This window comes from Acinetobacter pollinis, from assembly GCF_015627175.1.
GTDB classification, from domain to species: Bacteria; Pseudomonadota; Gammaproteobacteria; order Pseudomonadales; family Moraxellaceae; genus Acinetobacter; species Acinetobacter pollinis.
In genome coordinates this window covers 1-19,944 of the sequence record NZ_VTDQ01000009.1, presented here as the reverse complement: position 1 = coordinate 19,944, position 19,944 = coordinate 1, and the positions used below count along the sequence as shown (strand labels likewise).

The window sequence follows — 19,944 nt, the reverse complement described above, 5'->3', positions numbered from 1 at the left end:
TCGGTCTTTTTTATATTTATCCTTGTTTACGTAAATCTTTACGTAAAATTTTACCCACATTCGATTTAGGCAACTCATCCATAAACTCAACAAAACGTGGACGTTTGTAACCCGTTAGATTTGCTTTTGCATATGCCAATAACTCTTCGGTCGTCAGTGAGTTATCCTTTTTAACCACAAACAGTTTAGGCACTTCACCTGAGCGCTCATCTGGCACACCTACAGCAGCTACCTCCAATACTTTTGGATGCTGTGCAATAACTTCTTCAATTTCGTTTGGATAAACATTAAAACCAGACACCAAAATCATGTCTTTTTTACGATCCACAATTTTAATATATCCACGCTCGTCCATCACACCAATGTCACCAGAGCGGAAAAAACCATCTTTGGTCATCACTTTTTCTGTTTCATCGGGACGATTCCAATACCCTTTCATAACTTGAGGACCACGGATACAAATTTCACCCTGCTCTCCTAAAGCTACTTCTTTACCATCGTCATCTAAAATTGCGATGTCTGTAGTCGGTAATGGAATACCAATTGTTCCCGTAAACTCTTCTGAAACTGGTGGATTAAAAACAACAGCAGGTGATGTTTCTGACAATCCATACCCTTCATGAATAATAATTCCGGTATATTTTTTCCATGCTTCAGCAGTCGAAGGCAAAACAGCCATACCCCCACCAACTGCTATTTGCATCTGACTATGATCAAGTTGTTTAAACTCGTCATTGTGTACAAGCGCATTAAATAGCGTATTTACTGCTGGAAAAAATGTCGGTTTAAACTTAGCAATTTCCTTCACCAATGCAGGTAAATCTCTTGGATTTGGAATAAGTAAGTTAGTTGCACCTTGGCATAGACCATAAAGCTCACAAATCGTAAAGGCAAAAATATGATATAGCGGTAAGGCAGCTAAAAAGCGATACTCTGGTTTTTCTACTGTACGAAATTTACTTTCAAATAAATTTCGAATCTGAAGCATATTTGCAGCTAAATTCCGATGTGTTAGCTCTGCACCTTTAGATACACCAGTCGTACCACCTGTATATTGTAAAATAAAGGTATCATCTAAATTCAGTGAAGGACGCTTATATTGATTTGGGTTCACCTGATTAAGCGCGGTATTAAATGAGATATGTCCTGAAATATGCCATTTAGGAATTTGCTTACGCACCGTACGTAATACAAAATTAACCACCGTACCTTTTACTAAACCAAGCATATCGCCAACAGAGGCAACAACCACATGCTTCACTGGAGTATGACCAATAATTTTCTCATATACTGACGCAAAGTTTTCAAGAATAATGAGTGTTTCAGCACCTGCATCGTTTAGCTGATGCTCTAACTCTCTTGATGTATACAAGGGATTCACATTGACCAAGATGCATCCTGCACGTAATATCCCTAAGCTGGCAACAGGATATTGCAAAACGTTTGGCATCATAATCGCAACACGTGAGCCCTTTTTTAACCCTAAGCTTTGTAAATAACAGGCAAACTTTCGGCTTTCTAACTCAAGATCTGTATAAGTTAGCTTTTTATCCATAAAGATAAATGCATCACGCGAGCCAAATTTTTGAAAACTTTCTTCAAATAAATCAATTAAAGAAGTATTTTCAGGTGGCAATTTGATCTCGTTTTGAATACCCGTTCGCTTGTATTCATCAAACCATATCTTTTCCATAATGCCAGCTAACTCCAGTTTAAGAACGTATTAATTATTCAATTGATGTAAACGTAACATCAATGATTGATTTACAGATCAAAAGCGATGTATTTAAACATCTAGCTTATATGCTTTTTGATACCCTCTAGGGAGCATCTGCCCTTTACTTGCACGTTTGCCAATATATTTCGCTAAATCTTCTCCCTTTAACTTCAACTTTTGTTGCCCTGCTGTGACCTCTAAAGTATCTGTTAAATTGAGTGGTAAAATGGCAAGTAGTGATTCAGTTTTGTCCAATTGTACTAACTTATTCCCTTTACCTTTGTTTAGCATTGGCAGTTCTGCTAATTCCATAATGAGCAAACGCCCTGAAGATGTCAAAATAGCCAAATGTGTTTGCGATTTTAAAGGCAGTAATGGAAGTACCTGAGATTTTTCAGGGAGAGTTAAAAATGCCTTCCCTGCTTTCGCATTGGTATCTAAAGACTGAGTCACCGTTTTAAAGCCAAAGCCTGCCGAACTCGCCACCATCATTTCTTGTTTTTCATCAGCAATATAAAGCTGAATAAAATTAACACCATTGGCAGGAGACAAACGAGAGCTTAATGGCTCACCGAGCCCTCGAGCAGATGGCAAGGTAGAAATTGCTAGCGCATAACTACGACCAGACTCATCTAAAATATAAACACGCTGATTCGTTTTACCAACTGCATGACTAAGATATTGATCGCCTGCCCGATAATTTAATTTTTCCGCATCTACATCTGCACCTTTTGCAGCACGAACCCAACCCGCTTGTGACAATACAACGGTCACAGGTTCTGCAGGAACAAGATCTTGTTCTTTAATTTGTACTGCATCATCGCGTTGTACAATAGGTGAACGGCGCTCATCACCAAACTTTTTAGCATCTGCTTTCAGTTCATCAATAATTAATGTTTTTAACGATTCAGGATTTTCAAGTTGCTCACGAATAATCGCAGCACGTGCGGCAAGCTCATCTTGTTCTTTGCGAATTTCCATCTCTTCTAATTTTGCTAGATGACGCAATTTTAGTTCTAAAATAGCTTCTGCTTGAATTTCGTCAATTCCAAACTTTGTCATTAATACAGATTTTGGCTGATCTTCTTCTCGAATAATTTCAATGACTGTATCAATATCTAAATAAGCAATCAGCAAGCCTGCCAAGATATGTAAGCGCTTTTCAATTTTATTTAAATGATATTCTAAACGATGCGTTACCGTCTGCTTACGAATAGAAATCCATTCAAGTAAAATTTGGCGAATTGATTTAACTTTAGGCCTACCATCTTCACCAATCATATTTAGGTTCACACGGTAGCTATTTTCAAGATCTGTGGTCGCAAACAGATGGCTCATTACCATTGCCGCATCTACACGGTTTGACCTTAAAACAATAACCAAGCGCGTCGGATTTTTATGATCAGACTCATCTCGAACATCTGAAATTAATGGCAGTTTCTTTGCCTGCATTTGGTCGGCAATCTGTGTAACTACTTTAGAGCCAGAAACTTGATAAGGTAGATCACTAATGATAATTTCATTTTTTTCCACAGTATATACTGCACGTGCACGATAGCTACCGCGACCTGTGGTCTGTATTTTTAATAATTCTTCTTTAGATGTAATAATTTCAGCTTTTGTCGGTAAATCTGGCCCTGGAATATATTCAGCTATTTTTTGATCCGTAAGTTGTGGGTTACGAATTAATGCAATTGCGCCCTTAATCACTTCTCGCAAATTATGCGGTGGAATATCTGTGGCCATACCTACAGCAATGCCCGTTGTTCCATTTAATAAAATATTTGGAACGCGAGCAGGTAAATGAACTGGTTCTTTTAATGATCCATCGAAGTTATCTTGCCAAGCACATGTTCCTTGTCCGAGCTCGGAAAGTAATAACTCGCTAAACTGTGAAAGTTTAGCTTCTGTATAACGCATCGCCGCAAACGATTTAGGATCATCAGGTGAACCCCAGTTCCCTTGCCCTTCAATAAAACGATAACGATAGCTGAAAGGCTGTGCCATTAAAACCATTGCTTCATAACATGCCGAATCACCATGCGGATGATACTTACCAAGTACATCACCTACTGTACGCGCAGATTTTTTAGGTTTCCCACTATGTTTTAAACCGAGTTCGCTCATTGCATACACAATACGGCGTTGCACAGGCTTTAAACCATCACTGATGTGAGGCAATGCACGATCCATAATGACGTACATTGCATAGTCGAGATATGCTTGTTCAGTAAATTCTGCAACTGAACGATTTTCAGTTGCGTGATGAGTCAGACTAGACATAACTATAAATGGCCAATTCGTGATTTGTTATCTGTTGCCTATGCTAGTCTGTGTGCCACCTAAGAACAAGTGTTTGCGCACTTTTCGCTGATTTATTGATAATTCTCATAGCAATATAAAATGCTCAAATTGGCTTTTGCGCATTCTTATTTAAAAAATACATTAAAATGACGGCAAGTACCGTAATAACACCTGCAACACCATATAAATCTTGCATTCCAATGAGTGGAATAAGCAACCCTGCAAACGGCCCAATAAACATAAGGGCGATGTCTAAAAATGCATTATAGACACCCAATGCCGAACCACGATTTTTTGTTTCGACTTGTTTCACAGCCTCTACACCCAAAGCAGGAAAGACCAAAGAAAAACCTGCACCAACCAAAAAAGCACCAATATATGCCATGCTAATATGCGTACTTCCCCAGATAAAGAACAAACCGATTGCCTCAACCACGAAAGAAAATAATGACACTTTAATTCCGCCAAATTTAGGAATCATTTTTCCTAAAATCAGTCGAATAAATACAAAGCCAATACTAAATACACTTAGTGCATAAGCCGCATTTGGCCAGCCTCTTTCATTAAAGTACAATGTTATAAATGTCGAAATAACACCAAAACCGACTGTTCCCAAAGCCAATGCAGCACCGAAGACCCAAACTTTAGAAGCAACTTTTAAGAAGGCTATTTTCGTATCGACTTTGACACGAATGGTAGGCTTACGGTATGCCAATAAAAAACCAATTACAGCAAGAACAAGCGTTGTCACAGCAAAAGCGTATGTTGAAAAGTGACCATTTAAATACACACCTAAAGGTGCTCCAAATGCCATTGCAGAATAAGTCGCAACACCGTTCCATGAAATGACACGCGATGTTTCCGTACGATCAACTAGGTTCATTCCCCACAACGTTGAGCCTGTACTTGCAAAACTCTCTCCTGCCCCTAAACATAAGCGCCCAAGTGCAAAGAGAATTAAACTTAAAGCAGGTTGTTTATCTATACAAAATACGGCAATGATAGAAAAAATCCCACTCATTCCACAACAACCTAACCCAATCAGTACCACCTTACGTGCACCGAGCATATCTGCAAGTTGGCCTGCTTTCGGTCGAGTTAACAACGTTGCCAAATACTGAACGCTAATAATTCCGCCCGCAATAAATGAACTATATTGCAATTGTTGACTCACCAATTGGGGTAAAATTGCCAATGGTAAACCAACCGACAAATAGGCAAAAAAAGTAAATATAACAACAGAGAGAATTTTTTTATTTAATTCATATTTCGACGTATTTGATGCTATTTGAGTATCCATACCGTTCTTTTTCACTCTATGATGAAACGATTATAATTCAATCATAGAAGTAGTTTTACTTTTGGATACAAAACTACAAGGGTTTCCCTAAATATCTTTAGAAGATGCAGACTGCTCATCATCATCTTGATAAATAAATTTTGGCATTTCTAGGCCAAAATAAATTGCAATAACGCGCAAACTGAAACCAAAAACAAGCGTAGTGACCACAGTCCATTCAAGCGTTAAACCAAAATGAATACATAACCAATAACAAATTACTGAAACAAAAGAAATACTGGCATATAACTCACGACGAAACACCAAAGGCACATCGTTACATAAAATGTCACGTAAGATTCCCCCTGAAACACCAGTCATAATTCCTGCAACAGCAGACACTACAAAACCATGCCCCATTTGAATGGCAATCTGACACCCTATAATTGTGAATCCAATAAGTCCCAATGCATCTAACAATAAAAAAATTGATCGTAAATGCCTCATCCAATTTGCAATTAAAATTGTAAACAATGCAGCACAACATGTGAGTACTAAATATTCAGGATGCTTTACCCATCCTAGCGGATAGTGACCAAGCAAAACATCTCTTACCGAACCACCTCCGAGTGCTGTAACACAAGCAATTAGAATTACGCCAAACCAATCCATACTCCGCCTTCCTGCAGACAGTGCACCTGTCATTGCCTCAGCAGTAATCGCAATAATATAAATAATGGTTAGTAGCATACTCAGTTCCTTGTACGGAGCTTTTTTATTCTTTTACAGGATAATGAATTTTAAGTTTTTTTCCATAAAATCTTTCACCTTTCGACGATTAAAGATATTTCGCACAACAATGCTTAAACTTTTTATGTGAACCACAAATACATGCTTGCTTCATGGTATATGCAATCTCAACCGTAGGATCAAGAAAGTACCATGTAGACTGATGACTCACAAAAAAAGATTTTTCATGGTGTGCCTTGGTTTGGCCTTCGACCAAATAATACGCTTTAAACTCAACACTTGCATGATTTTTATCAATAGGATAGTCATAAGCAATCACATCTAAGGATTTCCAATCTGTTTCCTGACTCCATGAGAGCAGATCGCCATAGACCAGATACTTTTGTTGTTCAAGCGCTGTCGTATCTATAATGTAATTTATCTGTTGTTTTACAAATGCACTATACCTCGAACGCATCAGTTGCTCTGCATCTTTTGCCTTCTGTTGTCCTAGATGCAATGGCAAACAACATTCGGTATAAAGACGTCCACCACATGGACAAGGTTGCTGATCTTCCATAAAAATAGCCCTTATAAAAGGGCTATTTTAAAAGGCATGGTTTATTTTGCAATATGACTATTCATCTTGCGTGTCAGGTGTTTCTGTTGAAACGATATGTACTTTTTCAATTTTATGACCATCCATGGTCACAATCTCAAATTGATACCCATCGGCTTGGACAACATCACCATTTTCAGGTAAACGCCCTAGATGTAATAATAAATAGCCTGAAAGTGTTGAGTATTCTTCACTATCATCGACTAAATCTTTACCTAGCAATAAAGACAAATGACGAATATCGGTAGAGCCTTCAAGAAGTAAAGAGCCATCTTCTAAGCTTTCTGCAACAGCTTCCATTTCATCTTCATCTGGAAACTCTCCTGCGATCGCTTCAAGAATATCAATCGGTGTCACTAGACCTTCGATTGAACCATACTCATTAAGTACAACAGCCATTTGCAAAGGTGCTTGACGGAGCTGTTCCATTACCATGAGTACGTGTGCATTTTCATGCACAATCATTGGTTCACGTAAGCTTTTCTCTACGTGCAATTGCTTCGTATCTACATACTCATTTAACAACTTATGAGTAGATGCAATACCTGCTAAATTGTCTAGTTCGCCATGAGCAAAAATGACACGCGAATGCGTCATTTGCATTAAACGCTCTTGTAGCTCTTCAGGTGTATCGTCTAAATCAATCCAATCAATCTCTGGACGTGGTGTCATGACAGACTTAACAGGTCTTTCAGATAAGCCTAAAACACCTTGAACCATTACACTATGGTAAGTACTGTTTTCGCCATCAAAAATTTCATCAGCCAAAGCTTTTGTTGCTAGCACATCACTTTCTGGATCCATCGTTTCTGTAGAACTATTATTTTTTGGTTTACCACCAAGCATACGCATGACAGCAGAAGCCGTTTTATAGCGTAAATCTGTTGTTGTCACCAACTTTTCTTGATTACGGCGCGTGGTTTGATTCAGGAACTCAATCATGACTGAGAAGCCAATCGCAGCGTACAAGTAGCCTTTTGGAATATGGAAACCAAAGCCTTCGACCACCAATGAGAAACCAATCATCATTAAGAAGCCAAGACAGAGCATAACTACCGTTGGATGGCGGTTAATAAAATTCATCAGTGGCTTAGATGCCCACATCATAATACCCACCGCAATCACTACGGCAATCATCATGACAGATAAATGTTTAACCATACCAACAGCAGTAATGACACTATCTAAAGAGAAAACTGCGTCTAATACAACAATTTGAGCAATCACCATCCAAAAAGCAGCATGTACAGGATTTTCTTCCTTAACTTGCATTTTTCCTTCAAGGCGTTCGTGCAATTCCATTGTTCCTTTAAACAATAAAAAGACACCACCAAAAAGTAAAATTAGATCTCGACCTGCAAATGGATGGTCAAAAATATAAAATAGTGGTTTAGTTAGCGTAATAACCCATGCAATAGATGCAAGGAGTACCATACGCATACACAGAGCAAGCGACAAACCAATTAGGCGTGCTTTACTACGTTGCTCTGGCGGTAGCTTTTCTGCCAAGATGGCAATAAAGACAAGGTTATCTATACCAAGTACAATTTCAAGAATGACAAGTGTCGCAAGTCCAACCCATGCCGAAGGATCTGACATCCATTCAAACATCATTGACTATACTCCTGCATTGATTTTCTTTTATTGTCTTGAAATGTAAAAAATGAGAAAGGCATTACCTTAAACTGGCAAGCTTCTTCTAATTGCGGCGAAAGTTTTATCGAGCGTCGACAACCCATATTCATAAAAATGTTGTTAAACCAACAATCAGTATAGGAAAGATTTTATTTAAATTCACTAATTTTTGTTACTTTTTACAAATTGAACAAAATATAATTTTTTTAAGTATTAAAACTAGTCAATAACTTTACAATCAATAACATACATTTTTTTTACTGTCCCTTTGTGATGGTATGATGAGACTTTTTCAGGGATTTCGGAATGATTACTTCCCCTAAATTTCTTCATTTTATTCTTTTTTTTATCATTTCAGTATTTGGTACAACTCAATTACATGCAGGTTCTTATCAAAATTTTAACGTCCATTATGCATGGATCAATAATTGGAATGACCCAAATCATTTAATTCGAGGTAAATTTGGTAGACAAGCAACGCCTGAGTTAGAAGTAAATTTTAATATTTCTGAAAAAGGTCTTTATGGTTATCCCGCTATTTTACGTGGTTCACACTATGGCTGGAATCCTACAGGAGATAAATTGTTTCCAACACAAGTATCCTCTTTAAAACAAATTCCGCTTAAGTTTAACTACACTACACGTGGCAACAATATGGCTGGAAATTTCGCATATGATATTTTCTTGCGCAACGATGCAAATGGTGGCCATCCTCAACTCGAAATTATGATTTGGGGTGATCATAACTCTTGGCCACTTGGGGAAAAAACTGCATCCAATGTACTCACAGAAAATGGATACACTTTTGACCTGTGGGAAGGCTACAACGCGGCTGCTGGATATTATGTATATACTTTTGTCCCTTCAAATACCGTAGGTAGAAATTTAAGTCTTCCAAAAAAGGGGACTTTAGACTTAAATGCTAAGCCATTTTTATCATGGTTAAATATGGCACGTGGTAAAGATAACCATTTTAATGATTCCATGTATATTGATGTTATCGAAGCAGGTTTTGAGGTCGTTGGCGGACAAGGTACCATAAAAATGAAAGCGACGATTGATGCACAAAAGTATCTATAGCAATTCTGACCATAAATAAATTCTGATTAGAAACCAATTGACATCCTCCCCGACCTGAGAAACGATTAGTTTCGCAAGACGGGGATTCCTCCTGCGAGACGCTCATGTCCGAGCGCAAGAATATTCAGTGCTGAGTTTATATCTCGATCATGGAGTGTACCGCACTCCATGCACTGCCATTCTCTTATTCCAAGACCTATTCTACCTTTCGGACTACTGAGCCGTGAGCTACAGCACGAACACGTTTGGGTGGTATACATTTCATTGACTTCCTCAAACCATACGCCTGCGTTCTCGCATTTGTACTTGAGCATGGCTCGAAAGGTCGTCCAACTTGCATCAAGTACAGACTTAGCTAATTTTGTCTGTGCCAATGCTTTGGCATTTACATTGCCAACAATGATCATTGCATGGCTATTCACAAGTTTATGTGTGAATTGATGCAACATATTCTGTCTAATATTCTTAATCTTGGCATGGATCGCTTTAACACGTTTTTTATTCTTAGCTCTTTGAGCAATACCTAATTTTTATTCATACTGACGATATATTTTAGGGGCTTTGAGTTTTACACCATCTGAGCATGTAGCAAGGTCTTTTAACCCTAGATCAATGCCTATTGCTGTGGTTGATACTGTTTTCTCAATCTTTGGTGTATCTACGACCAAACACACATACCAACACCCACGACTATCTTCAACGAATGAGCCTGTCTTAACTTTGTATTTTGAAAGTCCGTAGCTATCCCATAGTTTGAATTGATGTTTACCGTATTGAACATAGCCATCAGTGTACTTCACAGCAACTTTTTTGAATGGAATCCAACCGAGTGAACGTCTTGCAGATTTCTTATTACTTACACGCCAATTCAGCTTGGCTTTCTTAAACTGTTTGCGTCTTATGATGAGTTCTTCTGTCACTGCTTGAACAGTTTGGCTATGCAAGCCACACTCTTTTGATGTGCCTTTGGTGTATTTCGCAACATCATAGGCTGAGAAGAATTGCCCTGTTTTTTTGAGATGCTTAAAACACAAATCATTGACATAATTCCAAACAAAGTTCACCTCAGATGCCAATTGGTCTAGTACCTTGCAATGTTTGTCTTTTATGCGTAATTTAAGTGTTTTCATTGTTTAAATATATTTGGTCTATGAGTAATAGTCAAGAGATTAGAACAGGTCGACACTGTGTTTTTAACATGCACGTTCATTTAGTCTTCGTGGCTAAATATCGTAGAGATGTATTTTCAAAAAAAATGCTTTTAACCATGCAAGAGGTCTTTGAGCGTGTCTGTATAGACTTTGAAGCAGAGTTGGTTGAATTTGACGGTGAACATGACCATGTTCATTTACTTGTAAATTATCCACCTAAAGTTGCTATCTCTAGCCTAGTAAATAGTCTAAAAGGAGCATCTAGCCGTATTTTACGAAAGAAACACCCTGAAATTAGAAATAAATTATGGGGAAATGCCCTATGGTCGCCTAGCTATTTCGCTGCATCATGTGGTGGTGCACCTATTGGAATTATTAAACAATATATTCAACATGAGTGTTACTGACACGTAAAAAACACCGCATTAGCAATCCTAGCTAATCCCCACAAGGGGGACTAGCGGATTGCAGCCTTATATCCCCGCCCTGAAGGGCGAGGTTTTACGGCTAAAGGGATAAAAAACTTTATTTTCCTACTACCTAAAAAGATACTTGTATATTTTTAGGTAGGCATGTTAAAGAGAAGATATAGATAATATGGTGAATGCTATGGATCAAGTAAAAAAACAGACAACTAGACCGCTAATCGCTTTATATTGTGGCTCTCGCTCAGGCAATAAACCTATTTATTTAGAAAGTGCGATACAACTCGCGCAAGGACTTGCAGAACATCATTTCGGTCTCGTCTATGGTGGTGCAAGTATTGGGCTTATGGGACAGGTTGCCGATACGTTTATTGAATTTGGTGGCGAAACGGTAGGCGTTATTCCTGAATTCATGTTGGACTATGAGGTTGCCCACAACGAATTGACTGAATTACATGTCGTACAAACCATGCATGAGCGTAAAGCGATGATGGCTGAGCGTGCAAGTGCTTTTATTGCTTTGCCAGGCGGGCTAGGAACATTTGAAGAAATATTAGAAGTTGCAACATGGGGACAACTTGAGCAACACCATAAACCAATGATTCTTTATAATGTTTGTGGATACTATGATGCATTAATTTCACAACTTGATCATGCTGTAAATGAAGGTTTTCTACCACCTCAACACCGAGCAAAACTGATTGTTTGCGAAAACGTGTCAGAAATTTATACAGCTTTGAATCGTCTCAATCAACCAAAACATGTGCTTATTTAACTTAACGGGCGGAATTCTCCATCTATAATCTCTCTTGCGAAGTAGTGCTTCTCAGATGGAGATGGATAGCCCACCTGACGATCAGTCAGGTCTATTCTGATTCTCAATATACTGTTGAATCGTATCAATGGTTGCTTCTCCTGTTGTCAGTAAACAATACGCCCTAGTCCAAAGCACAGGCTTCCAGTAGTATTTTGTCAAATGCTCAGCAAATTCTTTTCGTATCATTCTGCTTGAAACTGTTTTCAAGTTATTAATAAATTTTGATGGCATGATGTTGGGGTGCATTTCAAGCAGTAAATGTACATGATCCTCCTCTCCATTGAACTCAATGAGTTCTATATCCCAATCAGAACAATTCTTTCTTACAATTTCTTCTAGTCGATTGAGTATTTGATTGGTAAAGCATTTTCTTCTATATTTTGTAACTAACACTAAATGGTATGTTAGTTTATAAACGCAATGATGGTGTGACTTCATTAGATTGACACTAAATTGGTATTGGATTAAAATTATAAATATGAGCGAAACAATTTACAAGGCAGTGAAATGCCGTATTCATCCAAATAAAAACCAACAGGTGTTAATTCAACAGCACTTCGGATGCGCTCGCTTTGTCTATAATTGGGCTTTAGCATTACAAAATAGATATTACAAATTCTTCAAGAAAAGTATTTCAAGAACACGTCTTCAAAACCAACTCGTCAAAAAGAAAGACCACCCCAAATACGTTTGGTTGAAAGAGGTCAATAGCCAAGCACTATTGAGTAGTCTGCTTCATGTACATACTGCATTTAGTAATTTCTTCAAAGGACGTGCAAAGTTCCCACGTTTCAAGTCTAAGAAGATTCCACAGCGTGCATATCAGTGCCCACAACACTGTACATTAGATATCAATTCTCAGCGTTTGAATGTCCCAAAAATCAAAGGGATTAAAGCCAAGATTACCCAAGATATTCAAGGTAAAATTAAAACAGTCACTATCAGTCAGTCTGCAACTGGCAAATACTACGCATCTGTACTTATAGAAACTTCAGAGCATGTACCTAAACCGACAATGATTGATACAAACCAAACCATTGGTATTGATCTAGGTTTAGAGTATTTCCTCATTCAATCTGATGGGGTGAAAATAGAGAACCCACGCTATTTTCAGCGTAGTCAAACACGTTTAGGAATCAGTCAAAAGATATTTTCCCGAAAGAAAAAGACTTCAAAAAACTACCAACATCAAAAACGATTGGTTGCATCAAGTCATGAGAAAGTCAGACATCAACGCCTCAATCAACATCATCAATTGACCCATAAACTCATTCGTGAAAACCAAGCAACGAGTTATGCAGTTGAAGATTTAGGCATTAAAAACATGGTGAAGAATGCCAAGCTTTCCAAAGCCATATCGGATGTTGGTTGGGGGCAGTTCTTAACTTTATTGAAGTACAAAGCGAAATGGAATGGTAAGAATGTTTTAGAGATTGGACGTTTCGTACCAAGCTCTAAAGTCTGTTCATATTGTGGTTATACTTGTGATCAGATGCCATTACATATTCGTACATGGACGTGTCAAGATTGCGACAGTGTACATGATCGGGACATCAACGCCTCGATCAACATACGCAATTTTGCATTAGCCGATGCACTGGGACGCAGTGCTGTGTAAAGAGTTCCTACATTGCGATACTTGTCGGTGCAAGTGCAATGTCGAAAGGTGCAAACATTGGTTTGTACAGGTCGCAAAGATTCCCCCACTATACCGTTAGGTTAGTGGTGGGAGTATGTCAAATCGACGTTGATCACAATTTAAAAAAGACTTTATCTACAACAATTGGGTAAAAAAAAGCAGAAGTTTAAACTTCTGCTTTTTTTAAGACGGGAATTTTATTCCCATTCGATTGTTGCAGGTGGTTTTGATGAAACATCATAAACAACACGCGATACGTCTTTAATTTCATTCATAATACGAGTTGAGATCTTATCCACAAGCTCATACGGTAAATGTGCGAAACGCGCTGTCATAAAGTCAACTGTTTCTACTGCACGTAAAGCAATGACCCATGCATAACGGCGACCGTCACCCACCACACCAACCGATTTCACAGGTTGAAATACTGCAAATGCTTGTGCTGTTTTATCGTACCAACCACTGTTACGTAATTCTTGCATGAAAATATCGTCAGCTAAGCGAAGAATATCTGCATACTCTTTTTTCACTTCACCTAGAATACGAACACCTAAACCAGGGCCAGGGAATGGATGACGATAAATCATACTATGTGGTAGGCCAAGTGTTGTACCTAGTTTACGTACTTCATCTTTGAATAAATCACGTAATGGTTCGACCAAATCAAATGCCAAGTCTTCTGGTAACCCACCTACATTGTGGTGCGATTTAATGACATGCGCTTTACCTTGCTTACTTGCAGCAGATTCAATAACATCAGGGTAAATTGTTCCCTGAGCCAAGTATTTTACGCCATCAAGCTTACGTGCCTCTTCTGCAAAGACTTCAATAAACTCACGACCAATAATTTTACGTTTTGCTTCAGGGTCAACTTCACCTGCAAGAGCTGTTAGAAAACGCTCTTCAGCATCTGCACGAATTACGCGGATACCCATGTTATCTGCAAACATTTGCATGACTTGATCACCTTCGTTCAAACGAAGTAAGCCATTATCTACAAATACACACGTGAGTTGGTCACCAATCGCTTTATGTAACAAAGCAGCAACCACAGATGAATCTACCCCACCAGAAAGGCCAAGTAATACTTTTTCGCTACCAATCTGCTGACGTAATTGTTCTACACGTAAATCGATAATATGTTCTGAAGTCCAGAGACTACGACAACCACAAATTTTATGTACAAAGTTTGATAAAATTTCTTTGCCTTTCGAGGTATGTGTCACTTCTGGATGGAACTGAATACCATAAAAACGACGTGCTTCATCACTGACCATTGCAAACGGACAGCTTGGTGTACTTGCAGTCACTTTAAAACCTTCAGGAATTTTACTAACTTTGTCACCATGACTCATCCAGACATGGAGTTGGTTTTCTTGGTCTTGTAAGTCACCAATAAGCTGGTCACGTATTAGAATGTCAACTTCTGCATAACCAAACTCATGCACAGTACCTGGCTCAACTTTGCCGCCCAACTGTTCAGACATCGTTTGTAAGCCATAGCAAATACCCAAGACAGGTACACCTAAATTAAATACTATTTCAGGTGCACGCGGACTGCCTGCTTCATGTACGCTTTCTGGGCCACCCGAAAGAATAATACCATTTGGGTTAAACGCACGAATGTCTTCTTCAGACATATCAAAAGCATACATTTCAGAATAAACGCCAGCATCACGTACGCGACGTGCAATGAGCTGACTATATTGCGAACCGAAGTCCAAAATGAGGATACGGTCTTCAGTAATTTGAGTATTGGTCGTCATGAGATTCAACTATAGAATGCTAAAGAAGAAAGATAGCGAATAATTGTATCATTTTTCAGATGCTGAGTATATGTATATGAATTGAAACAACACAGACGATTTTTCACAAGGAAACTATATTTCTCCTCTTGCTATCGTCATATAAAATAATGTACTTTTAGCGGTATCATAATTTTAGTAAATATCTAAAGAATCTGTAAGCACCAAATATGATAACTAAATTTAAGTAATAGACTTAAATTAAATTTTTAATAAATCTGGTATATCTCTAAAAAACTATGATAATAGATGCTCATAGCCAATCGCATAAGGCAAAAAATAAACTAAATAATTTAAAGTCTCCATTTACTGGAGTAAATAAAGTTATAAAGAGAACAGAAGATATCTGTATCTCGTTTGTTATTATTTTGCTGATTTCACCACTTTTATTCATTATTGCGATTGCAGTCAAAACAACCTCATCAGGCCCTATTCTTTTTAAACAAAAAAGACATGGTTTACACGGACAAATCATTGAGGTTTGGAAGTTCAGAAGTATGTCTGTCATGGAAAATGGCGATACTGTCGTTCAAGCGAAAAAAAATGACTCACGTGTAACCAAAGTAGGTGGTTTTTTAAGAAAAACATCTTTAGATGAGTTACCACAATTCTTTAATGTTCTTTTTGGTACGATGTCTATCGTTGGGCCAAGACCTCATGCAATTAGTCATAATGAATATTATGAGACATGTATACCCGATTATATGCTACGTCATATGGTCAAGCCTGGTATTACTGGTTTGGCACAAATGAAAGGTTGGCGTGGCGAAACAGACACTTTAGATAAAATGCAACAACGCGTAAATTGTGATCTTGAATACATTCAAACTTGGAGTTTATGGTTAGATATTAAATTAATTTTTCTGACCATACTCCGTGGCTTTATACAAAAGACGGCTTATTAAATAATACTCGTTTTAATAAATGGAAACATGAATAAATGACTGCAAAAATAGTACCTGTTATTATGGCTGGCGGTAGCGGAACAAGACTTTGGCCATTATCTAGAGCACAACACCCTAAGCAGTTTCTAAAACTTTCACCCGATGGTTATACTCTCCTCCAAGCGACACTTCTTAGACTCAAAAATTTATCTTGTGAAGAACCTATTCTTATTTGTAATGAAGAACATCGTTTTCTTGCAGCAGAGCAAATGCGTGAAATTGGTATTTCAGCAAAAATTATTTTAGAGCCTGAGGGAAAAAATACTGCCCCTGCTGTTGCACTTGCTGCCGCATACCAAAATAAAAAAGATAAAGACAGTATTTTACTTGTACTTGCTGCAGACCATGTGATTCAAAACCAAACTGCATTTGAACAAGGTATTCATCAGGCTATCGAACTTGCCAACGATAATAAGCTTGTAACTTTCGGTATTGTTCCAACGCATGCGGAAACAGGTTACGGCTATATCGAGAAAGGTGCAGAAGTACTTTCTGGTTACAGTGTTAAAAAATTCGTTGAAAAACCAAGTCTAGACGTTGCAGAACAATATTTAGCAAGTGGTCTATTCTTATGGAATAGCGGAATGTTTATGTTTAAAACAGGAATATTCTTAGAACAATTGAGCCAGCATGCGCACGATATCTATGAAACTTGTGAAAAAAGTATAGAAGACACAACATTAGACCTCGACTTTATACGAATTAACGCGGAAATCTTTAGTCAATGTCGCTCAGATTCTATTGACTATGCTGTTATGGAAAAAACACAAGATGCCGTTGTCATTCCTTTAGATGCTGCTTGGAGCGATGTTGGTTCATGGTCAGCTTTATGGGATATACAAAATAAAGATGAACATGGCAATGTTTTACATGGCGATGTGATTAGCATCGATAGCAAAAACAGTTATTGTCATAGCAATAATAAACTTGTCAGCTTACTTGGCGTCGAAAATATTATTGTAATTGAAACAAAAGATGCGGTGTTGGTTGCAGATAAATCTAAAGTACAAGACATTAAAAAAATCGTTGAGTCGTTGAAAAAAGAAAATCGAACTGAGCACTTTAACCATCGTGAAGTATATCGCCCTTGGGGTAAATACGATAGTATCGATCATTCATCTCGTTATCAAGTTAAAAGAATTACTGTGAAACCAGGTGAAAAACTCTCTATTCAGATGCATCATCATCGCTCAGAACACTGGATTGTTGTTAGTGGTACAGCAAAAATTCATAAAGGTAAAGAGAGTTTCTTACTTACCGAAAATCAATCGACCTATATTCCACTTGGTGAAATACATGCACTTGAGAATCCAGGAAAACTACCTTTGGAACTCATAGAAGTACAATCAGGTTCTTACCTTGGTGAAGATGATATCGTTCGTTTTGAAGACATTTATGGACGTTGCTAGAGGGTTTAATTACCCTCCTCTAATTGTAGTGTACATTTACTGTTTAAGACATCTCTATTTTTATCGTAAACCCATCCCCATTTATTAAAATACTGTACCGCACTTCTTATATGTGCTTTCATCAATTTTTTACTGCTATAAGAACCCTGTTCATGCAAATGGATAACTTCTGCATCAGCATAGTATATATTTCCAAATTGTTGAGCACATCTTCTAGATAAATCTATGTCTTCCATATACATAAAAAATCGTTCATCAAAACCATTTAACTCTAATAAAGCCTTCGATTTAAATAACATAAAACAACCATGTAAATAAGGTGCAAATATAGGCTTAGATAAGTCAAATTTCTTTAACAAATAATTTTCATCTAGTTTTTTAGCATAACTTTGACTTAGAAATCGACGTGCAAAAAGATTTAACGGAGAGGGTAACAATCTTGCACCATATTGATTCTCACCATCTTGATAGACAATCTTAGGTAAAAATAGCCCTTCCTTACGATTTAAAGCAAAGTTTACTAGTTTTTCAAATTGTAAATGATCAAAAGCGATATCTGGATTACAAATAAGAAAAAGATCGCTTTCTTTTGCAAATTTTTTTATTGCGATATTATGTCCATATCCAAAACCAAAATTACCATCCGATTTTAAATAAGTGACTTTCTCATGTTTAAAATCTTTTGCCCAATTACTAGCATCATTATCTACCAAGATAACTTTCTGAATTGAATCAGCTGAGAATAAACTCATTAATGTAGATTCTAAATCTTTATATGTATGCTTATATATTACTATAGAGGCAATAACCATACGATAACCTATTATTTATGTTGTAGTAAAATTTGAAGCGTCTGATCAGCACATTTGCTCCAAGAGAAATCCTGAACATACTTCAAGTTACTTGTCAAAATTTCTTTAGATATCCCACCATTCAATAGGTCAAAAATTCCTTCAGAAATAGATGAAACCGATAAAGGATCTACAAGTAATGCTCTATTTTCACATAGTTCTTTTATCGCTGTTGTATTACTCGTTAGAACTGGTACACCAAACTGCATTGCTTCTAAAGGAGGTAATCCAAATCCTTCATATAAAGATGGATAACAAAATCCTAATGTGTTTTTATATAAATACTGTAGTTCATAATCTGATACATGACCTGTAAAAATAATATCATCCGTATCTACTTCGTTGATACCTGCTTCACTAAAAACTCGGCTTACGCCTTTTTTACCAACAATGACAAGTTTAATATCTGACTTTGTTTCATTTTTATATTCAATAAATGAAGTAATCAATCTAGATAAGTTTTTTCGAGGTTCTAATGAACCTACACTTAAAATATAAGGGGGTAATTTCGTAAAGCTGTTATGTGGTAAATCCTCAGATTTTTTATTTGTCAGATCTACACCATTATATATAACTGAGATTTTATCTTCTGGAACTTTAAAATGCTCAATAATTTTATTTTTTGAGAATTCAGAGATCGTAATAATATGTTTAACTTTCTGCACTAATTTAGGTTGCAGAAATTTATACCAAAAAACAAATTTAGGATTTAACCACTCTGGATGATCGAAGGGTACTGTATCATGTATGGTTAATACCTGATTTTTGTATGATAAGGGGCCTGTATTACTAGGGCACCATAATAGTTCCTGATTTTTACACTCCTTAGGTAAGGCAAATTGCTCCCATAAATGTCCTTTGATACCTGAAGCAAATTTTTCGTCTGGGCGAATTTCCTGAAATAATGAATCATTCCAGCCTTCTATAATTTTTTGCGTATAACGTTGAACACCTGTTGTATGTCCAACTAAATTTCTAGAGTTAATATACATTTAATTTCCTATATTTTTAAGTCCGTTTTTTGGCTATAAATATATACTAAAGCAAAAACCAAAGCCGATGAGGATGAGAAAAGAATAGCATTAATCATAGCACCTCCTAACCATATTGTTATAATGAAGAAGTATACAAAAAACCAGAGAAAACTTTTTCTTTTTAGTTGTGAAAATAGTGGAAATAAAGTAATTATAGATAAAATAATAAATCCCAAAATACCAAACTGCATTATTAATGCAGAAATCTGTAGTTCATACAAATATTTTGCAACATCACTTCTAATCAAGTTTGGTATATAATAACCTAACCCATTCCCCATTAACGGATAGTCATTAATAGCAGAGTATATACTTCTTTGTTGGATAATTCTTTCTAAATCAGATGCATCTACTGTTTTACTATTAAACCTTAACAATATCATCTCTTGCACACTATCTTGCAATACTATAAAAAACATCGAAAAAGATAGAATAGATAATGTAATAATTGATTTTTTTGATTTAAAATATAATAAATTAGCTAAGAATATAGATACTATAAATGC

The 19,944-nt window shown here is 37.0% G+C and carries 17 protein-coding genes and 1 pseudogene; 6 read left to right on the top strand and 12 right to left on the bottom strand.

What is annotated here, in order from left to right:
• Positions 1–16: 16 nt before the first annotated feature.
• The 6 genes from I2F23_RS05350 to I2F23_RS05325 all read right to left on the bottom strand — a co-directional run bounded on the left by I2F23_RS05350 (position 17) and on the right by I2F23_RS05325 (position 8,262).
• Positions 17–1,693: an AMP-binding protein gene (locus tag I2F23_RS05350; RefSeq protein ID WP_195771534.1), complete on the bottom strand. Its 1,677-nt coding sequence runs from the start codon at positions 1,691–1,693 to the stop codon at positions 17–19.
• 93 nt (positions 1,694–1,786) lie between these two features.
• Positions 1,787–4,000, bottom strand: a complete 2,214-nt coding sequence (gene parC, locus I2F23_RS05345) for a DNA topoisomerase IV subunit A (protein ID WP_195771533.1) — start codon at positions 3,998–4,000, stop codon at positions 1,787–1,789.
• A gap of 124 nt (positions 4,001–4,124) precedes the next feature.
• Positions 4,125–5,321 (bottom strand): MFS transporter, encoded by a 1,197-nt coding sequence (locus I2F23_RS05340; RefSeq protein WP_195771532.1) that lies wholly within the window; start codon positions 5,319–5,321, stop codon positions 4,125–4,127.
• An 87-nt stretch (positions 5,322–5,408) separates the two neighbouring features.
• Entirely contained in the window at positions 5,409–6,050 is a 642-nt protein-coding gene (locus tag I2F23_RS05335) for a trimeric intracellular cation channel family protein (protein ID WP_195771531.1), read from the bottom strand.
• A gap of 88 nt (positions 6,051–6,138) precedes the next feature.
• Positions 6,139–6,609, bottom strand: a complete 471-nt coding sequence (locus I2F23_RS05330) for a YchJ family protein (RefSeq protein WP_195771530.1) — start codon at positions 6,607–6,609, stop codon at positions 6,139–6,141.
• A gap of 57 nt (positions 6,610–6,666) precedes the next feature.
• Positions 6,667–8,262, bottom strand: coding sequence for a TerC family protein (locus tag I2F23_RS05325; protein WP_195771529.1), 1,596 nt, complete (start codon positions 8,260–8,262; stop codon positions 6,667–6,669).
• Positions 8,263–8,589: 327 nt separating this feature from the next.
• On the opposite strand from I2F23_RS05325, the gene I2F23_RS05320 reads away from it, so the two are divergent.
• Positions 8,590–9,363 carry a GH12 family glycosyl hydrolase domain-containing protein gene (locus I2F23_RS05320; RefSeq protein WP_195771528.1) on the top strand — a complete coding sequence of 258 codons (774 nt, stop codon included), beginning with the start codon at positions 8,590–8,592 and terminating at the stop codon, positions 9,361–9,363.
• 65 nt (positions 9,364–9,428) lie between these two features.
• Here the strand turns inward: I2F23_RS05320 and I2F23_RS05315 are convergent.
• Positions 9,429–10,493, bottom strand: a pseudogene (locus I2F23_RS05315) (RNA-guided endonuclease InsQ/TnpB family protein).
• A gap of 20 nt (positions 10,494–10,513) precedes the next feature.
• Between I2F23_RS05315 and tnpA (I2F23_RS05310) the strand changes: the two are divergent.
• Both tnpA (I2F23_RS05310) and I2F23_RS05305 read left to right on the top strand, forming a co-directional pair.
• Positions 10,514–10,921 (top strand): IS200/IS605 family transposase, encoded by a 408-nt coding sequence (gene tnpA, locus I2F23_RS05310; protein WP_195771527.1) that lies wholly within the window; start codon positions 10,514–10,516, stop codon positions 10,919–10,921.
• 202 nt (positions 10,922–11,123) lie between these two features.
• Positions 11,124–11,714 (top strand): LOG family protein, encoded by a 591-nt coding sequence (locus I2F23_RS05305; RefSeq protein ID WP_228285382.1) that lies wholly within the window; start codon positions 11,124–11,126, stop codon positions 11,712–11,714.
• Positions 11,715–11,795: 81 nt separating this feature from the next.
• Here I2F23_RS05305 and tnpA (I2F23_RS05300) read toward each other — a convergent pair whose 3' ends face one another.
• Positions 11,796–12,248 (bottom strand): IS200/IS605 family transposase, encoded by a 453-nt coding sequence (tnpA, locus tag I2F23_RS05300; RefSeq protein WP_407648000.1) that lies wholly within the window; start codon positions 12,246–12,248, stop codon positions 11,796–11,798.
• On the opposite strand from tnpA (I2F23_RS05300), the gene I2F23_RS05295 reads away from it, so the two are divergent.
• Positions 12,235–13,374, top strand: coding sequence for an RNA-guided endonuclease TnpB family protein (locus I2F23_RS05295; protein WP_195771524.1), 1,140 nt, complete (start codon positions 12,235–12,237; stop codon positions 13,372–13,374). The two genes, tnpA (I2F23_RS05300) and I2F23_RS05295, sit on opposite strands and share 14 nt — an antisense overlap.
• 218 nt (positions 13,375–13,592) lie before the next feature.
• Here I2F23_RS05295 and guaA read toward each other — a convergent pair whose 3' ends face one another.
• Positions 13,593–15,161 carry a glutamine-hydrolyzing GMP synthase gene (gene guaA, locus I2F23_RS05290; protein WP_195771523.1) on the bottom strand — a complete coding sequence of 523 codons (1,569 nt, stop codon included), beginning with the start codon at positions 15,159–15,161 and terminating at the stop codon, positions 13,593–13,595.
• Between the two features lie 278 nt (positions 15,162–15,439).
• On the opposite strand from guaA, the gene I2F23_RS05285 reads away from it, so the two are divergent.
• Positions 15,440–16,105, top strand: a complete 666-nt coding sequence (locus I2F23_RS05285; RefSeq protein ID WP_195771522.1) for an exopolysaccharide biosynthesis polyprenyl glycosylphosphotransferase — start codon at positions 15,440–15,442, stop codon at positions 16,103–16,105.
• A 35-nt stretch (positions 16,106–16,140) separates the two neighbouring features.
• On the top strand, positions 16,141–17,553 hold the full coding sequence (locus I2F23_RS05280) for a mannose-1-phosphate guanylyltransferase/mannose-6-phosphate isomerase (protein ID WP_195771521.1): 1,413 nt from the start codon (positions 16,141–16,143) through the stop codon (positions 17,551–17,553).
• A 5-nt stretch (positions 17,554–17,558) separates the two neighbouring features.
• On the opposite strand, the gene I2F23_RS05275 is transcribed toward I2F23_RS05280, so the two are convergent.
• The 3 genes from I2F23_RS05275 to I2F23_RS05265 form a co-directional block, all read right to left on the bottom strand.
• A complete protein-coding gene (locus I2F23_RS05275; RefSeq protein WP_195771520.1) occupies positions 17,559–18,365 on the bottom strand; it encodes a glycosyltransferase in 807 nt (268 codons plus the stop codon).
• A gap of 11 nt (positions 18,366–18,376) precedes the next feature.
• Positions 18,377–19,396, bottom strand: a complete 1,020-nt coding sequence (locus I2F23_RS05270) for a glycosyltransferase family 4 protein (RefSeq protein ID WP_195771519.1) — start codon at positions 19,394–19,396, stop codon at positions 18,377–18,379.
• Between the two features lie 8 nt (positions 19,397–19,404).
• On the bottom strand, positions 19,405–19,944 hold a 540-nt coding region (locus I2F23_RS05265; RefSeq protein ID WP_195771518.1), incomplete at its 5' end, for a hypothetical protein.